This is a genomic window from Paenibacillus sp. JNUCC32, assembly GCF_014863545.1.
GTDB classification, from domain to species: Bacteria; Bacillota; Bacilli; order Paenibacillales; family Paenibacillaceae; genus Paenibacillus_AQ; species Paenibacillus_AQ lautus_A.
The window spans coordinates 4,709,606-4,725,742 of the sequence record NZ_CP062260.1 but is presented as its reverse complement, the minus strand read 5'-3'; the positions used below and the strand labels follow the sequence as shown (position 1 = coordinate 4,725,742).

Annotated in this window: 13 protein-coding genes; 11 read left to right on the top strand and 2 right to left on the bottom strand. The window is 54.1% G+C overall.

Annotated features, from left to right (window positions below; translation table 11 throughout):
• Window positions 1–182: 182 nt before the first annotated feature.
• The gene (locus tag JNUCC32_RS20965; RefSeq protein ID WP_192569733.1) at window positions 183–338 is read right to left on the bottom strand and encodes a hypothetical protein; all 156 of its coding nucleotides are present in this window, start codon (window positions 336–338) and stop codon (window positions 183–185) included.
• Between the two features lie 181 nt (window positions 339–519).
• On the bottom strand, window positions 520–3,237 hold the full coding sequence (gene acnA, locus JNUCC32_RS20960; protein ID WP_192569732.1) for an aconitate hydratase AcnA: 2,718 nt from the start codon (window positions 3,235–3,237) through the stop codon (window positions 520–522).
• 316 nt (window positions 3,238–3,553) lie between these two features.
• Here acnA and JNUCC32_RS20955 point away from each other — a divergent pair, with 316 nt between their 5' ends.
• The 11 genes from JNUCC32_RS20955 (at window position 3,554) to JNUCC32_RS20905 (ending at window position 16,127) form a co-directional block, all read left to right on the top strand.
• Window positions 3,554–4,576 carry an amidase domain-containing protein gene (locus tag JNUCC32_RS20955; protein WP_009591119.1) on the top strand — a complete coding sequence of 341 codons (1,023 nt, stop codon included), beginning with the start codon at window positions 3,554–3,556 and terminating at the stop codon, window positions 4,574–4,576.
• Window positions 4,577–4,621: 45 nt separating this feature from the next.
• Complete coding sequence (locus tag JNUCC32_RS20950; protein WP_012819030.1) at window positions 4,622–5,716, top strand: D-alanine--D-alanine ligase; 1,095 nt, start codon at window positions 4,622–4,624, stop codon at window positions 5,714–5,716.
• 98 nt (window positions 5,717–5,814) lie between these two features.
• Window positions 5,815–6,132: a hypothetical protein gene (locus JNUCC32_RS20945; RefSeq protein ID WP_009591113.1), complete on the top strand. Its 318-nt coding sequence runs from the start codon at window positions 5,815–5,817 to the stop codon at window positions 6,130–6,132.
• A complete protein-coding gene (gene uvsE / locus JNUCC32_RS20940) occupies window positions 6,129–7,130 on the top strand; it encodes a UV DNA damage repair endonuclease UvsE (RefSeq protein ID WP_192569731.1) in 1,002 nt (333 codons plus the stop codon). Before JNUCC32_RS20945 ends, uvsE begins: the two co-directional genes overlap by 4 nt.
• A gap of 263 nt (window positions 7,131–7,393) precedes the next feature.
• Window positions 7,394–8,257 (top strand): inositol monophosphatase family protein, encoded by an 864-nt coding sequence (locus JNUCC32_RS20935; protein ID WP_192569730.1) that lies wholly within the window; start codon window positions 7,394–7,396, stop codon window positions 8,255–8,257.
• 66 nt (window positions 8,258–8,323) lie between these two features.
• The gene (locus tag JNUCC32_RS20930; protein ID WP_096777002.1) at window positions 8,324–8,590 is read left to right on the top strand and encodes a hypothetical protein; all 267 of its coding nucleotides are present in this window, start codon (window positions 8,324–8,326) and stop codon (window positions 8,588–8,590) included.
• A 180-nt stretch (window positions 8,591–8,770) separates the two neighbouring features.
• Window positions 8,771–9,106: a hypothetical protein gene (locus JNUCC32_RS20925; RefSeq protein ID WP_192569729.1), complete on the top strand. Its 336-nt coding sequence runs from the start codon at window positions 8,771–8,773 to the stop codon at window positions 9,104–9,106.
• Between the two features lie 74 nt (window positions 9,107–9,180).
• A complete protein-coding gene (locus tag JNUCC32_RS20920; protein WP_192569728.1) occupies window positions 9,181–10,443 on the top strand; it encodes an SGNH/GDSL hydrolase family protein in 1,263 nt (420 codons plus the stop codon).
• Window positions 10,444–10,806: 363 nt separating this feature from the next.
• Entirely contained in the window at window positions 10,807–12,672 is a 1,866-nt protein-coding gene (locus tag JNUCC32_RS20915) for an SLC13 family permease (protein ID WP_228468794.1), read from the top strand.
• A 303-nt stretch (window positions 12,673–12,975) separates the two neighbouring features.
• Window positions 12,976–14,808: a sensor histidine kinase gene (locus JNUCC32_RS20910; protein WP_096776998.1), complete on the top strand. Its 1,833-nt coding sequence runs from the start codon at window positions 12,976–12,978 to the stop codon at window positions 14,806–14,808.
• Window positions 14,808–16,127, top strand: coding sequence for a response regulator (locus tag JNUCC32_RS20905; RefSeq protein WP_192569727.1), 1,320 nt, complete (start codon window positions 14,808–14,810; stop codon window positions 16,125–16,127). Before JNUCC32_RS20910 ends, JNUCC32_RS20905 begins: the two co-directional genes overlap by 1 nt.
• Window positions 16,128–16,137 lie beyond the last annotated feature (10 nt).

Sequence of the window (16,137 nt, the reverse complement as noted above, 5' to 3'; positions counted from 1 at the left end):
AGGCTGCGTGTGATACAGCCGTCCGGAATAACAGCGTCCAAACGCTGTCCATCTTCGGAGAAGGCTCGCCCATAAACGATATTTCTTATCAGGATGGAAAAGGACCGTCCCCCATGATCTTGGTGATCGCGGGGAACGGTCCTTTTGCCGCAGCAGCTCAGTATGTAACAGGTAAGCGCAACTTAGGTCAGCTTCACGTTCTTTTCCTTCATTTTCTGATTAAGGACTTCTTGAAAGGTCAGGGGTTTGTCCGTCGCTTCCTCTTTCTTAGGCGCCGCCACCGGGTGCGGCCGCTGGTATTGATAGTGGAACGAAGCCATCGTATGTATTTTGATCATCGGTACCTTCCTCCTGGATATGGGTTTCCGCAATGTTTTGTACCCATTAACCTGTGCGGCCTTATTCGAAACGGAATTTCCAATATTCAGGAAAAAAGTACCGGGAAATAACAAAATCCCCATCATCCACGCGTGGATGATGGGGATTTTTGACTAAGGCCAAATCGCCTATAAGAATGCTTTATTGGTTCGATGCGATCATTTGACGCAGTACCGTTTGGAGGATACCTCCGTTATGGTAGTAATCCACGTCCACCATGCTGTCGAGACGGGCGATGGCTGGGAACTCGAATTGGGTTCCGTCTTCGCGCGTAGCGACAACCGTCAATTCCTGGCCTGGCTTCACGTCGTTGCTGAGGCCCAGAATATTGAATGTCTCGCGGCCGTTCAGACCGAGGCTCTTCCAGCCGTGACCTTCCTGGAACTGGAGCGGCAGAACGCCCATGCCCACCAGGTTGGAGCGGTGGATACGCTCGAAGCTTTCAGCCAGTACAGCCTTGACGCCGAGGAGATACGTACCTTTTGCCGCCCAGTCGCGGGAGCTTCCCGTACCGTATTCTTTACCTGCGATAACGATCAGGTTCTGTCCGCCTGCTTGATAATTCATCGATGCATCATAGATGGACATCACTTCTTCCGTTGGCAGGTAAGTCGTAACGCCGCCTTCCGTACCTGGAGCTACCTGGTTACGGATCCGGATGTTAGCGAACGTACCGCGCATCATGACTTCGTGGTTACCGCGGCGGGAGCCGTAGGAGTTGAAGTCTTTGCGTTCCACGTTGCGATCGCTCAGATATTTGCCGGCAGGGCTGTTCGTTGCGATGTTGCCCGCTGGAGAGATGTGGTCCGTCGTAACGGAATCGCCCAAGAGAGCCAGCACGCGCGCTTCCTTGATGTCCTGGATGTCGTTCAGGCCGTTGCCCAGGCTTTCGAAGAACGGCGGGTTCTGAATGTAAGTGGATTGATCGTCCCACTCGTACAGCTCGCCTTCAGGCACAGGAATCTTGTTCCAACGCTCATTGGCGGTGAACACGTTCTCGTACTTGGCGCGGAATGCTTCAGCGCTCACGGACAGGCCGATCGCTTCGCGGATTTCCGCGCTCGTTGGCCAGATGTCCTTCAGATACACAGGCTCATTGTTCGGATCGTAACCGATCGGATCGTTCTGAAGATCGATGTTCACCGTGCCTGCCAGGGCGTAAGCAACAACCAGCGGCGGCGAAGCCAGGTAGTTGGCTTTGACTTGAGCATGCACGCGGCCTTCGAAGTTACGGTTACCGGACAATACGGCAGCTACCGTCATGTCGTTGTCGGCAATCGCTTCGCTCACTTCATCCGGCAATGGACCGGAGTTACCGATGCACGTTGCGCAGCCATAGCCTGCCACGTAGAAGCCGAGGGATTCCAGATAGTGCAGGAGTCCGGCTTTCTCCAGGTAGTCGGTTACGACGAGGGAGCCCGGTGTCAAGCTGCTCTTCACGTAGCCAGGCTTTTTCAGGCCGCGTTCAACGGCTTTCTTGGCTAGGAGGCCAGCGCCGAGCATAACGCTTGGGTTCGACGTGTTCGTACAGCTGGTGATGGCCGCGATTACAACCGCCCCCGTACCCATTTCGCTGGTAGAGCCGTCTTTATGGTTAACTTTAACGGTCTCTGCGATTTTCTCGTCGCTGAGTCCATATCCGCCCTTATCGATCGGCGTACGGATGATGTCGTTAAAGTTTTGTTTCATGCTGGTAAGCTCGATACGGTCCTGCGGACGTTTCGGTCCGGCCAAGCTCGGCACAACCGAAGCCAGGTCCAGTTCGATTACGTCGGAGAACTCAGGGTCCGGCGTATCGGCCGTACGGAACATGTTTTGCGCTTTATAGTAGTTCTCCACGAGCTCAACCTGCTCATCGGAGCGGCCCGTGTTGCGAAGATAAGCCAGCGTTTCGTCGTCAACCGGGAAGAAGCCGATCGTAGCGCCATATTCCGGAGCCATGTTGGCAACCGTTGCGCGGTCAGCCAAGCTGATGTTGGCGAGGCCTGGACCGTAGAATTCTACGAATTTGCCTACGACGCCTTTCTTGCGGAGAAGCTCGGTTACCGTGAGGGCAAGGTCAGTCGCGGTAGCGCCTTCTGCCAGGCTGCCTGTCAGTTTGAAGCCGATAACTTCAGGGGTGACAAAGTACAGCGGCTGGCCGAGCATGCCGGCTTCCGCCTCGATGCCGCCGACGCCCCAGCCCACAACGCCAAGACCGTTGATCATGGTTGTATGGGAGTCCGTGCCTACGAGGGAATCAGGGAAGACCAGCGTTTCGCCGTCAACGGTCTTCGTAGCCGCAACGGAAGCCAGGTACTCCAGGTTAACCTGGTGAACGATACCTGTTCCCGGAGGAACCGCGCGGAAGTTGTTGAATGCCGTTTGAGCCCAGCGGAGGAAACGGTAACGCTCCTCGTTGCGCTCAAATTCAAGCTTCATGTTCGTTTCAAGCGCTTGGTCGGTACCAAAAGCGTCGACCATGACGGAGTGGTCGATAACGAGGTCGACCGGAACGAGCGGATTGATCTGTTTAGGATCGCCGCCGGATTTTTTAACGGTGTCGCGCATGGCTGCAAGGTCTACGACAACGGGTACGCCGGTGAAGTCCTGCAGTACGATACGGGCAGGGATAAACGGAATCTCCTTGTTGTTGTCGCGTCCTTCGTTCCACTTGGACAAGAGTTTTACGTGATCTTCGGTAATCGCGCGTCCGTCAAACTGACGAACGGCAGCTTCAAGCAGCACCCGAATGGAGAAAGGAAGCTTGGACACGCTGCCATATCCTTGCTCTTCGAGCGCCTGCAGGCTGAAATAGCGGTAACTTTTACCGCCCACCTCTAGGTTGCGAGAGATGGAGAATTGATCCTTTGCTGGCATTGATGAACCTCCTTAAGTCATTTCATAAATCGAATAAAGACAGTTAGGGTTAAATCCTTTTTGGTTTCACTAGATGAAACCTAATTTCATAAATTAACTACTTTAAGTATAACGTTTTCAACTCCCCGCGTAAAGCATTTTTTATAGAAGAAACGCATTTCAAAAAGGTGAAAACAAGCCTGTTTTCTTACCGGAAAACAGCCGCTGCAATCCCGTGTTTCTGCAATCTCTTGACCGAAGTTCATAGCCTGAAGATTTGCTTCATATAGTTGTGATAGGGAACGGCGTGAATGGCAAGGTTAGAGGAGGAGAGAGGATGAACAGTTTGAAGCAAGCCGAGAAGCCTTGGAAGCAAGCTCTATATATTTACGTCAATCAATATAACCAAAATCGCGTGGACTATTCCTCAGGCCTGAAAGAGCAGATTGTGGCGGACCTGAACTACCTGGTAGAGAGAGGAGAGAGGCAGTTTCGCCTGCAATCGTGGTATGCGGAGCGGGAGGCAACGCCGCTTAAGAGCGAGACCCGTGCCCGTCTTCAGCGCATACTGAGGGAAACGGAGGATGATGTGGTCGCCGACGTGCGGCTCCACAGCGTCTTTTATTATGAAAAAAGAGGGATGACGCATCGGGAAGACACGGTTGTCGGGGAACGGCTGACGCTGATTCGGGACGGGGATGCCTGGCTGATCGTCGGCATCGAACGTCTGCAGGATGAACGCCATCCTTTGCAAAGGGCCGATATTCCGGGAGCAGGCTCGGACGCGGCCGGAAGGGAGCCGTCCACTCCTTTCATGAACGGACGCGTATACGCCGCTGGCAGCAGTCCGCGATCGGGACGTTACGAACGCGAAGCCGCGGCTGCCTATGCCGACCGTTGGTGGGATTCGGGGAATCCGGAGTTTGAGGAATTCGACGTGGATTGCACGAACTATATCTCCCAGTGCCTCTTTGCAGGCAAAGCCCCAATCCACTATACTGGTAAAAGAGAAACGGGATGGTGGTACAAGGGATACGTCAACAAACGGGAGTGGTGGAGCTACAGCTGGGCGGTGTCGAACAGCTTCGCGCATTATCTGAATGCCAGTACCACGGGGCTTCGGGCCGAGCGGGTGGAGCGTCCCGAACAGCTGATGCTGGGGGACGTCATCGTGTACGACTGGGACGGCGACGGCGCGTTTCAGCACAGCACCATCGTGACGGCGTTTGACGCGGGCGGGATGCCGCTGGTTAATGCGCATACGGTGTCGAGCCGCCACCGCTATTGGGACTACCGGGATTCCTATGCTTGGAACGATAACACCGAATACCGGTTTTACCATATTCCCGATTATTTTTAAGATGACAGCATGTCATGCTGCAATACGGACAAGAGAGAGGTTAACATGGGACAGGATAAATTGACGGTTGGTTTAGTATACGGGGGAAAATCCGGCGAGCATGAGGTGTCGCTATCCACGGCATTCGCGGTCATGAACGCTTTTGATTTTGATAAATACGAGATTGTCCCGTTTTATATTTCAAAACAGGGAACCTGGAGAATCGGCAGCAAGATGTCGGCTCCTTTCGCCCGGCAGGAGGAATTGAAGCTGGCTGAAGGGGAAGGCACGCAAACGGCGCTGAACGCCGTGTTCAGCAGACTGTACGGGGAAGAGAATCAGGCGGTCGATATTATGTTCCCGCTGCTTCACGGGACGTTCGGCGAGGACGGGACGATCCAGGGGCTGTTCGAAATGGCGGACATCCCTTACGTGGGAACCGGCGTGCTTGCATCCGCTGCCGGGATGGACAAAGTCGTCATGAAGAAGCTCTTTGCCCAGGCAGGATTGCCGCAATGCGAGTACTGCTATTTCAACCGCACCCAGTGGGAGCGGAGCCAGCATGAAGTGCTCAAGAACATCGAGGACAAACTCGGATTCCCGAGCTTCGTCAAGCCGGCTAACCTCGGCTCGAGCGTCGGGATTTCCAAGGCCAAGAACCGGGAGCAGCTGAAGGCAGCGATTGAATCCGCGCTCCGCTTCGATGACAAGATCATCGTTGAAGAGTTCGTCGATGCGCGCGAAGTGGAGGTCAGCGTGCTCGGCAATGACGAGCCGATGGCGTCCGTTCCGGGTGAAATCGTCTCTTCCAGTGAATACTATGACTACGCGGCCAAATATACGGATGGACAATCGCAGATGCAAATCCCGGCCGAGATCGACCCGGATACGGCGGATCGTCTGCGCGACCTGGCCATTGCCGCCTTCAAAGCGATTGAGGGCGGGGGCATTACCCGCGCCGACTTCTTTGTCCGCCGTTCGGACGGTGCGATACTGATCAACGAAGTGAACACGATGCCGGGCTTTACGCCGTTCAGCATGTACCCGCTCTTGTGGCGGGAGACGGGCGTTTCCTATCGCGAGCTGCTTGACCGGATGATCGAGCTGGGCCTTGAGCGGTACCATCGCAAGCAATCCCTGATTTATGAGAACCAGGCGTAAGCCGTCACAATAGGATATGAAACACCAGGGGGAGTCCGCGCTATTCATTACGGCTCCCCTTGAGTCTAATATTTTGGGATGAAAGGAAGAGACATGATATGGGATTTCAAACCGAGTTCAATTCCGTTTGTAAGTTTAAAAGCGAGCAGGAGCTCTACGAGCTGCTGGAATACGGCCGCGGCAAAATGCTGAAGGACGGGCTCCGGGTGTTTCCGACGGGACAGAAGGTCATTGCCTATACGCCGGATAACCGGGCGGTGGCCATCGTCCTGATCACCGCATGCGTATCGGAGATCAACTTCCAGGGGCGGGAGGTCACTTCAGTCGAGCTGCAGCTCATCCGCAAATTGACGGATGAGGAAGCGCGCGTACAGACCGCGCTCGCGCACGAGATGTTCTTCGGAGACCATGCATGATTGTCCGTTTCGGTTATGTGGCCATGTCCACGGTCGTGCAGAATGCTTCTCCTTCCAAGACGATGACGATGAAGAGTTTCATGAAGCTGAATGACCGTGAGGCCGGCCTGCACAAACTGGAGCGGATCGCGAATGAGAACCTACATAATACCCTTCGGCTTCTGAAGCATAATGCGGCTCACGATATCAAGGTATACCGCTTCTCGTCCAAGCTGATTCCGCTGGCCACGCATAACGACATGCGGGACTGGGACCCGTTCCCGGCTTTGCGGGAAGGCTTTCAGGCCATTGGGGAATTCGTGAAAAAACACGGGATGCGGGTTTCCTTCCATCCGGATCATTTTACGGTGCTGAGCACGCCGCGTCCCGAAGTGCTGGTCAATTCGGTTCGCGACTTGGAGTCGCACGTTCGCATGCTGCAGGCGATGGAACTGCCTGCTTCCATGAAGAATAACATTCACATTGGGGGAGCTTATGGGGACAAGCCTTCGGCAGCGGCCCGATTCGTTGAACATTTTCATGAGCTTGACCCGCACATCAAGGAACGGCTGACCCTTGAAAATGACGATAAAACCTTTACAGCCCAGGAAACGCTGGCAGTATGCCAGCAGACCGGGCTGCCGATGGTGCTGGACATCCATCACCAGTGGGTCAATAACGACGGCGAGGCGTCCTGGGAGCTGTGGCCGGATATCCTTCGCACCTGGGAGACGCCGCTGGCGCAGGCCGATTCGGAGCCGGCTCAGCCGCTCCCGCCGAAGATTCATGTCTCCAGCCCCAAGAGCAAGACCGATATCCGCAGCCATGCGGACGGGGTGGATGTCGTGCCGCTGCTGGCTTTTTTAAGGAATATTGCCGGGGTTACACCGAAAGTGGACGTGATGATTGAAGCGAAGATGAAGGACGGCGCCTTGTTTGACCTGATGAGGGATCTGGGAAATTATACGGAAGAGGGCATTACCATACTCGACGGTGCTTCCATCGAAGTGAACCCTTAACCGATAAGTTGAGCTTGTTAACACTTGCAAGTTGATGGGTTTTGGGTTACGTTGGAAGTAGCCAAACAGGGATTCCCCTTAAGATAATGACATTGGACTAAAAAGTTCGTTCTCGCCAAGCATTCAGGTGCACAGCATAGGACGGACTTTTATTGAAATAGGCGGAATTTTCGCGTGGCTGCCCTTTCGGCTACCGTAATGACGGAATAGGATGTAGAGATTTCCAAGATTACTAGATTTATATAGAAAGTAGAGTGAGTGCTTTGAACGAGAATGAAAAGATTCCTTATGTTGTCAGCAGTAAGAGCTATACCGCCGTTGCCATTAATTGCGCCGCGAAAGCGGGAGAATGGATTAAGAGCAAACTGGGCACCGTCAAGCAGCTGAACACCAAGTCTTCGGCACAGGATATCGTAACCGAGGTCGACAAAGGCGCGGAGCAGATGATCCGCAAGCTGATCCTGACGCACTTCCCGGATCATGCGATCCTGGGAGAAGAAGGGGTTGCCCCGGGTACGGATGCCTATGCGAAGGCGCTTGAGGAAGCCAAAGACGAAGAGTATCTTTGGATTATCGATCCTGTGGACGGCACGACGAACTATGTTCACGGATTTCCGTTTTACTCCGTATCCATCGCGCTGGCTCATCATGGAGAAGTGATTGTCGGCGTTATCTACGACCCTTCCCGGGACGAGTTGTTCGTGGCGGAAAAAGGCAAAGGGGCTTACGTTCACGGCAATCCGACCTATGTCTCCACGGAGGAACAATTGTCGGACAGCTTGCTGGCCACGGGCTTCCCGCTGGACAGCAAGGTCAACTTGCCGCTCAACATGGCGGAGCTTCAGGCGCTGCTGCCGATGGTACGCAATGTAAGGGCGGGCGGTTCAGCCGCGCTTCATCTTGCTTATGTGGCGGCCGGCCGGCTGAGCGGGTACTGGGAGCACGGCTTGAGTGCCTGGGACGTTGCCGCAGGCGCGCTGCTGGTTCAGGAGTCCGGCGGCAAAGTAACCGATACGGAAGGACGTCCCTACGATCTGTCGGTGCGTCATTTAGCGGCAACCAACGGGTTGATTCATCAGCGTTTTTTGGATACGCTAAAAGATGCGGGCGAGGCTTTGGTCCGCTAAACGGTCACCATCCGCAGAGAGAATGCCGTTCACTATTAACCGCTTGAAAAAAGGAGTGTGCGTACGATGAATGAGAAGTCGGATCAGGATTTGGAGCGCCAGCTCAGCGAGATGTTAACGGACGGTGAAATGGAGAAGAAGGATCGGGAGAAGGAGGAGCGCAGGCTGCTCTCTCCGAAATATGAGATCCGGATTCAGACGCAGCTCGACCCCATCGTGGAGGAGACGCTCAAATACCGCAGCATGGCAAAGGAATTGGATGACCGCTATGACAAGTATATCGATAAGGCGGTTAAGAAGGAGAAGCCTGAGGATTCAGGCGAAGGCGTGTGATAGCGCTTCAAGGAATATTGCGGTATTGGAGCGTAACATCATCCTAGTTCGGTATCAGGAATGGACAGCATGAAACAGGCTGTCCATTTTTTTGTGCAGCAATCAAGATAAGACTCTTCAAGACGGTGAATGTCGGAGTCAGGATGTGCGACCTTGTCCATATAGGGGGGAGGAGAAACAATGCGGGTTCAGCTGAAGGCTTCTCATTTTTTGGCAGGATTATCAGGTGTGGGTTCCATCCTGTTGTGGTGCATACTTATCATCTTTAATCCGTATACGGACGTTATGAACTGGAGTCCGGCCCTGAATACGTTCATTATGCTCTTTCTGCCAGGCTGCTTGGCGTTGATTGCGATGGTGTATTCGTACAGAATGCTGCTGCTGATTGCTTTTGGATGGTCGATACTGCCAAGCCTGTATATAGCAGGCACGCCAGGGATATTTGCTTGGTTTGGAGTTACCTCCATAGGTTATCTATTCGCTTATCTTCTCATGAAGCCGTCTCGTCCGGCTTGATTCGGTACCATTCGCCTGATGGTGGTGGTAAAATAAGGATGTATCAAGATATTCGACGTTAAGGGAGTGAAGTCATGTTCAAACAATGGAAGAAGGGGCTGGCGGCAGTAACCGGCAGCTTGACGCTCGCGGTGGCGCTAGTCGGACCGGGCGTTGCGCCGGCTTATGCCGATGAGGCTGCGGCTAAGCATACATATCGTATCGTAACGCTGGGGGATTCGCTGACCGTCGGGTATGAGCCGGGAATGGATCTGAACAGCAAACCGTACGGTTTTGTTGACCGGCTGTATGAGCAGGGGCTGTTCCATGGCCGGACCGAAGTCACGAATCTGGGGATCGGCGGGTTGAAGACCGACGGGCTGAACAACTACGTCAAGGCCGTCCTGGATGAACGGGCGATCACGCCGGAGGAGCTGCAGCCGGGACTCAGCAGCATCGATCCGCGGACCAAGCAGATAGGCGCCGATGCAGCGAAAGCCAAGCCGATTATCGCCGAAGCCGATCTGATCACCATTACGATCGGCGGCAATGACATGATGAGTCTTGTCAGCACCGTGGAAACGTTAAGCGATGAGCAGCTGCAAGCCAAGATGCAGGATCTGTTCCAGATCTATAAGGACAACATGTCATCCGTCATTACAGGCCTGCATTCCCTGAATCCGGATGCCGCGATCGTAGTGGCCGACCAGTATAACCCGGTTCCCAAAATCGCCGATGACGTCGCGTACGCAAAACTGCTTGCGGCATCCGGTGAGTTCACGAAGCTGGTGGACGGGGTGGCCGGCGGTTTTGCAACCCAGGGCGTAGACATCAAGGTAGCGCATGTCGCGAAGAAATTCGTGGGCTCCGAGCTGACGATGACCCATATCCTGAAGGATGACATCCATCCGAACCAATACGGATACGAAACGATGGCCAGCGTGTTTGCCGAGACGATCTGGGGCAGCTATCAGAAACCTCCTGTTCAAAATGAGGGGCAGCCGATGCGCATCGTCGTGAAAGGGCAGGAGCTGAATACGCCATACAAGCCGATCCTCCGCGACAACCTGAATTACGTAGCCATACAAGATATCGTGAACGCGGTGGGGGCGACTACCAAATGGGAGAATAAAACATCCAGCGCAACGATTACCTTTGGAGACCAGACGGTCGTGGTGAAGATCGGCGCCAAAACCGTTCAAGTCAACGGAACGGCCGTACCGATCGATACGCCGGCTTTCCTGCACAAGGTAGGAAAAGAGGATAAAACCTACGTGCCGCTCGCCGTGATTGCATCCGGCCTGGGATTTGACGTTCAGTACAGTTCCAAATTGCGTACCGCATTCATCAATTTGTAATTCCATGAGCAAGCTGCACCGGCTGGAAGGAGCCGATGCAGCTTTTTTTGTGATTCCCCCGTGACGGCCTACGAGAGAAGTTCTTTGTTTACCCCTCGTTATGGTCGACGGTTCGATAGAGGATCGGATGGGGATATCGCCTAAAGATTTGCACACAGGGTTGTGACGTTTTTAACATGAGATGCTCCCGGCAGGTGTTACAATACTACATCATTTCCCTTGAATGGGTGGTGTGACGTTGGCGCAGATTGGCCGCCCGCTCCGGACCGGAAAGTGGCAGATCCGTGAAATGGGCAGGGAAAGGTTTATCGAATGTCGAATCTTGGAAGAAACATAGATATGGCATTATAGGGGGATCAAGGAATGAATGGACCGATGATCATTACGTTGTCTGTTTTGGCCGTGGCATCCGTATTGTTCATGTCGGGAAAAGTGCGGTCGGATTTGGTCGCGATCGGCGTGTTGATGGTACTTATGCTAACGGACATTTTAAGTCCGGCTGAAGCCCTGTCGGGCTTTTCCAATTCGGTTGTCATCATGATGATCGGTTTGTTTGTTGTGGGGGGCGGGATTTTCCAGACCGGGCTGGCCAAGATGGCCAGCGGGAAGCTGCTGAAGCTGGGCGGAGGAAGCGAGACCCGGCTCTTGATCATGATCATGCTGGTGACGTCGCTCATCGGCGGATTCGTAAGTAATACGGGCACGGTAGCGGTGATGCTGCCCATCGTTGTCAGCCTGGCATACAGCGCGGAGATCAATCCGGGGCGGCTGCTGATGCCCCTTGCGTTTGCAAGCAGCTTGGGCGGCATGCTCACCTTGATCGGAACGCCGCCGAACCTTGTGATTCAGGAGACGCTGATTAACGCAGGGTACGAACGGTTGTCGTTTTTTGCTTTTCTGCCGATCGGCCTGGTGTGTCTGGCAACCGGGATTCTCGCGATATTGTTCCTTCGCCGTTATCTTCCCAGCAATGAAGAAGGAAGAACGGGGAACCAGGGCGGACGCTCGCTCAGGGAGCTGGCCAAGCAGTATCGGCTGACCCAGAACCTGTATCGGATTCAGGTCGGAGCCGATTCCTCCATTCGCTCCAAGACGCTGCGGGAGCTGGATATTCCGGCACAGTTCGAAATCAACATCATTGAAATCCGCCGTAAAATGTCGGCCAAGAATCAATTCTTCAAAACGATCAACCAGGAGATCGCAGGTCCCGGGACCGTGATAGAGGAAGAGGATATTCTGTACGTGAATGGTCCATTCGAGCGGGCATCGGAGTTTGCGGAGACATACGGGCTTGTCATGCTGGACCAGGGTGTGCCCGAGCATCGTAAACATGACGAAGAGTCGCAGTACGCCACAAGCGACGTCGGCATTGCGGAGGTGATGCTGACGCCGTCCTCGCGTCTGATCGGCCGGCTCGTCAAGCATTCGGGATTCCGCGAGAAGTATCGGGTGAACATTCTGGGCATACAGCGTAAAGAACAGTATTTGCTGCATCATCTGAAGGAAGAGAAAATGCGCTTTGGCGACGCGCTGCTCGTGCAGGGCACGTGGAAGGACATTGCCCTGCTGGCAGCGGAGCAGACGGATGTCGTGGTGGTGGGGCAGCCTGCAGAGGAGTCGCGCAAATTGACGATGGATCACAAAGCGCCGATCGCGGCGGGGATCATGCTGCTGATGGTGATCTTGCTCGTGACGGAATGGATTCCGGCGGTGGCCTCCGTGATGATTGCCGCGGTGTTGATGGTGGTGTTCGGCTGCGTGCGCAACATGGAGGAAGCCTATAAGACGGTCAACTGGGAGAGCATCGTCCTTATTGGAGGGATGATCCCGATGTCCATTGCCATCGAGAAGACGGGAGCCGCCACGCTGATCTCGGATATGCTGGTTCATTCCCTGGGCAGCTATGGATCGCTTGCCCTGCTGGCAGGGGTGTATTTCACCACTTCGCTGCTAACGCTGTTTATCAGCAATACCGCCTGCGCGGTATTATTCGCGCCGATTGCGTTATCGGCTGCGATCCAGATGGGAGCCAGTCCGTATCCGTTTCTGTTCGCCGTTTCGATTGGAGCGAGCATGTGTTTTGCGTCCCCGTTCTCCACGCCGCCCAACGCGCTCGTCATGTCGGCAGGACGTTATAAATTCAGCCATTACGTGAAGGTCGGCCTGCCGCTTCAACTGACGATCGGGCTCGTCATGATGGCGGTACTGCCGCTGTTCTTTCCGTTTTAAAAAAGGGAACCGCCACCTAACACCCGCATGTTCAATCCGATGAGGATCGCGCATGCGGGTGTTATTCCATTTTGAGGGTAGATAGCGTGGAAGACGGGCGGTCAATACTCCCTCATACCTCGACAGATCGACTCCCGCCAGACGCTCCTGCCCCTTTTGCAGGAAATCGCCAGCCGCAGGGCTAATACATCCACTTAGGGCATCCTGCCTAATCGTAAAAATGCGCATTATTTCCGTAGAAATGACTACGCAGATCCCGCTGGATTGTTGCTATGCTTGAGAAAGCCGGAGGTGCAAGGGCCGATGAAGAACCGCTTCAAAAATCCGCTGGGCCGCATGAACATCAAACAGCAGATGATTCTGCTGTTCCTGGTGCTGGTCATTCCGTTATTCGGGCTGAACGCCTACGGGAATTCCATGGCCGGGCAAATCCTGAAGCGCCATGTGACTAATGCTTATATCGAACTGAACAAACAAAATTTCAAGCTGATTAACCGGGACATTGAAACCGTCAACAAAGTAACCTCCACGGTCATCCAGAACTCGCAGATCCAGCAGCTGGATCCTTTTGCCGAGGTTACCGTACTGGAACGCGTCAAAAATTACGAGCGGCTCGAAAAGATGCTGATTTCCTTCTCCCAAGAGACGGATGAGCGTGAACCGGTCTATTACTCGCTTTATGTGTACGACCCGGACAACAGCTACTTCTTTGCCCCGTATTACCCAGACCGCAGAAAAGCAGGGGTATATTTTTTCTCCGACGAGAAGGAGAAGCCCGCTTGGTTCGATGAAGCCGTGGCGATGAAGGGGAACGGGTACCTGAAGCGCATGGCCAATCTGTCGCCGCCGGTGCAAGGACGACAGGATCAAGAGACTTTAAGCTATGTGCGGGCCGTTAACAATATCTATCGGGGCGGTACCATCGGCGTACTGCTGGTCACCAATTTGGACGCGCGGATCGGCGAGTCGTTATCGACGGTCTCGATTCCCGATGGGGAGCTGTATTTTACGGATTGGGACGATAATATCCTGACCTCGTCGGTACAGGGCATGGCGGGCAAGCTGGAATTGCCGCCCGAAGCGGATCCGGGCCATTCCACGATCGGCGTCATGGACGTGATCACGTCGGATTTCATCTATGTCATCGATTACAATTACGTGCTCCAGCAGAAGCTGGTCTACAAGGTGCCCGTCAAAACGCTGCTTGCCCAGCAAAGCGAGATGAAGCGCGTCATACAGGTCATTTCCGTCGCTTATTTTGCCGTGGGCCTCATTATCGTCTTTTACTTCTGGCAGTCGCTGATGACGCCGCTCCAGAAGCTGGCGCATTTCGTGAGGAGGTACGAACCGGGAAACGTCGTGCCGGAAACTCCTTATCGGCGCAGAAAAGACGAAGTCAGCGTCCTGATCTCCACGATCTATGACATGGCCCGCCGACTGAATGACCTGATCCATTACAAATACAATATGGATTTGAAGCAGAAGGAAGCGCAGCTGCAGCTGCTCTATCAGCAGATCAATCCCCACTTGCTGTACAACACCCTGGAGAGCATTTACTGGAAGAGCACGATGGAGGGCAATACCGAGTCCGCCGAAATGATCAAGGATTTATCCAAATTGATGAAGATCAGTCTCAGCCGGGGCCGGGATCTTATCACGCTTGGGGAAGAGCTTGAGCATGCGGGGGCTTATATGAATCTCCAGCTGAACCGTTATGATTATCAGTTTACGATCCGATGGGACGTTCCCGAGGCATTGCTGGCGAATCATGTGCCGAAGATCACGCTCCAGCCGCTGCTGGAGAACGCGATCATTCATGGCATTAAAAATATGGGCGAGGACGGAATGATCCGCGTATCGGGTCATCTGGAGGGTGATCGATGCCGGATCGTCATTGAGGATAACGGCTTCCGCCCCGTGAACTACGAATCCATTCACCGGCTGCTCCATGATGATGCACCCGATCATTCGCTGGGCTACGGCATCCGCAATATCCAGGAGCGGATCCGGCTGCATTTCGGCAGCCGCTACGGGCTGCAGTATGAACCCGGGGAAGAAGGGGGAACCCGCGTGACGATCACGATACCGCGAACAGAAGCAGCAACCATTACAGCAACCGGACAGGAGGTTTCCTGATGTACAACATTTTGGTGGTAGATGACGAACCTTTGATATGCAAGGGCTTGGCAGGGCTGTTAACGTCCTCGGGCCTTGCCATCGATGGCATAACCACGGCTTACAGCGGGCAGGAAGCGCTGGACTACATACGGATGGGGGACATCGACCTGCTGGTCACCGATATCCAGATGGGCGAGATGAACGGCATTGAGCTGATGCAGCAGGCGAAGATCGTGAAGCCTTGGGTACAGACGATCATTATTTCAGCCCATGAAACATTTCAATACGCGCAGCGGGCGCTTCAGCTCGGAGCCAAGGATTATTTGATCAAACCGCTGAACAGCGAGCAGTTTCTGGATTCGGTACGCAGCGTGCTGCTCAAGATGGACCGGCCGGCGCCCCAGGTCGAGCCGCTTCTCATGGCCGATAATGAGCATTTCCGGATGGAGGAGCCGCCGTCCGAAAGAATAGAGCGGCTGAACGAGCGGCTCTCCATGGAGCCGGATCCATCGGCCACTGCTGGTCCCGACGAGTCGGAGCTGGGCCTGGTCGGCCCCTATTTTGCCGTTATCAAAATGAAACTGGGCTTGGCGGAAGAGCGCAGCGCTTCTTTTTCCAGTCATGATATAAACCTGATTCAATATGCCGCGCTGAATATCGCCAAGGAGCTGCTGGAGCAGGAGCCGCACACCTTAGTGTTCTATTCGCCGAAACGGGACGTCAACATCATCCTTCAATGGAGCGAGCAGGAAATGGAGGAGAACGCCAGCGGGAAAATCCATCACCTGGAGATGATCGGCCGGAGTCTGCACCACCATGTGGAGCTGCACCTGAAATGGAGCTGTACCGTGGGCATCAGCCAAATATTGAGGGGCCGGGAATTTTTGAGCGTGCTCAGCCGCCAGGCGGACAAAGCGATGCTGTGGAGCGAGCAGCTGCATGATTTCCATGTCTTTTATTACGGGGATTTCAATTGGCACAATTATGCCCAGGAGACGTCGCAGGAGGTGCTTTCGAGCCAGAGCAACCGGATCGTGGAGAATACGAGGCAATATATCGATGAGCATTACCGCCAGAAGGGATTGACCATTCACGATGTAGCGAAGAACAATCACGTGAGCCCCAACTATTTGAGTTACCTGTTCAAAAAATATACCGGCAGCAGCCTATGGGAGTATGTGGTGAAGCTGCGAATGGAGGAGAGCAGGGCATTGATCCTGAACACGGATCTCCGCCGGTACGAGATAGCCGAGCGGGTGGGCTATGAATCCCCGGAACATTTCAGCAAAATCTTCAAAAAATACTACGGCGTCAGCCCAAGCGAGCTAAAGAAGTAAGATCCGTCAT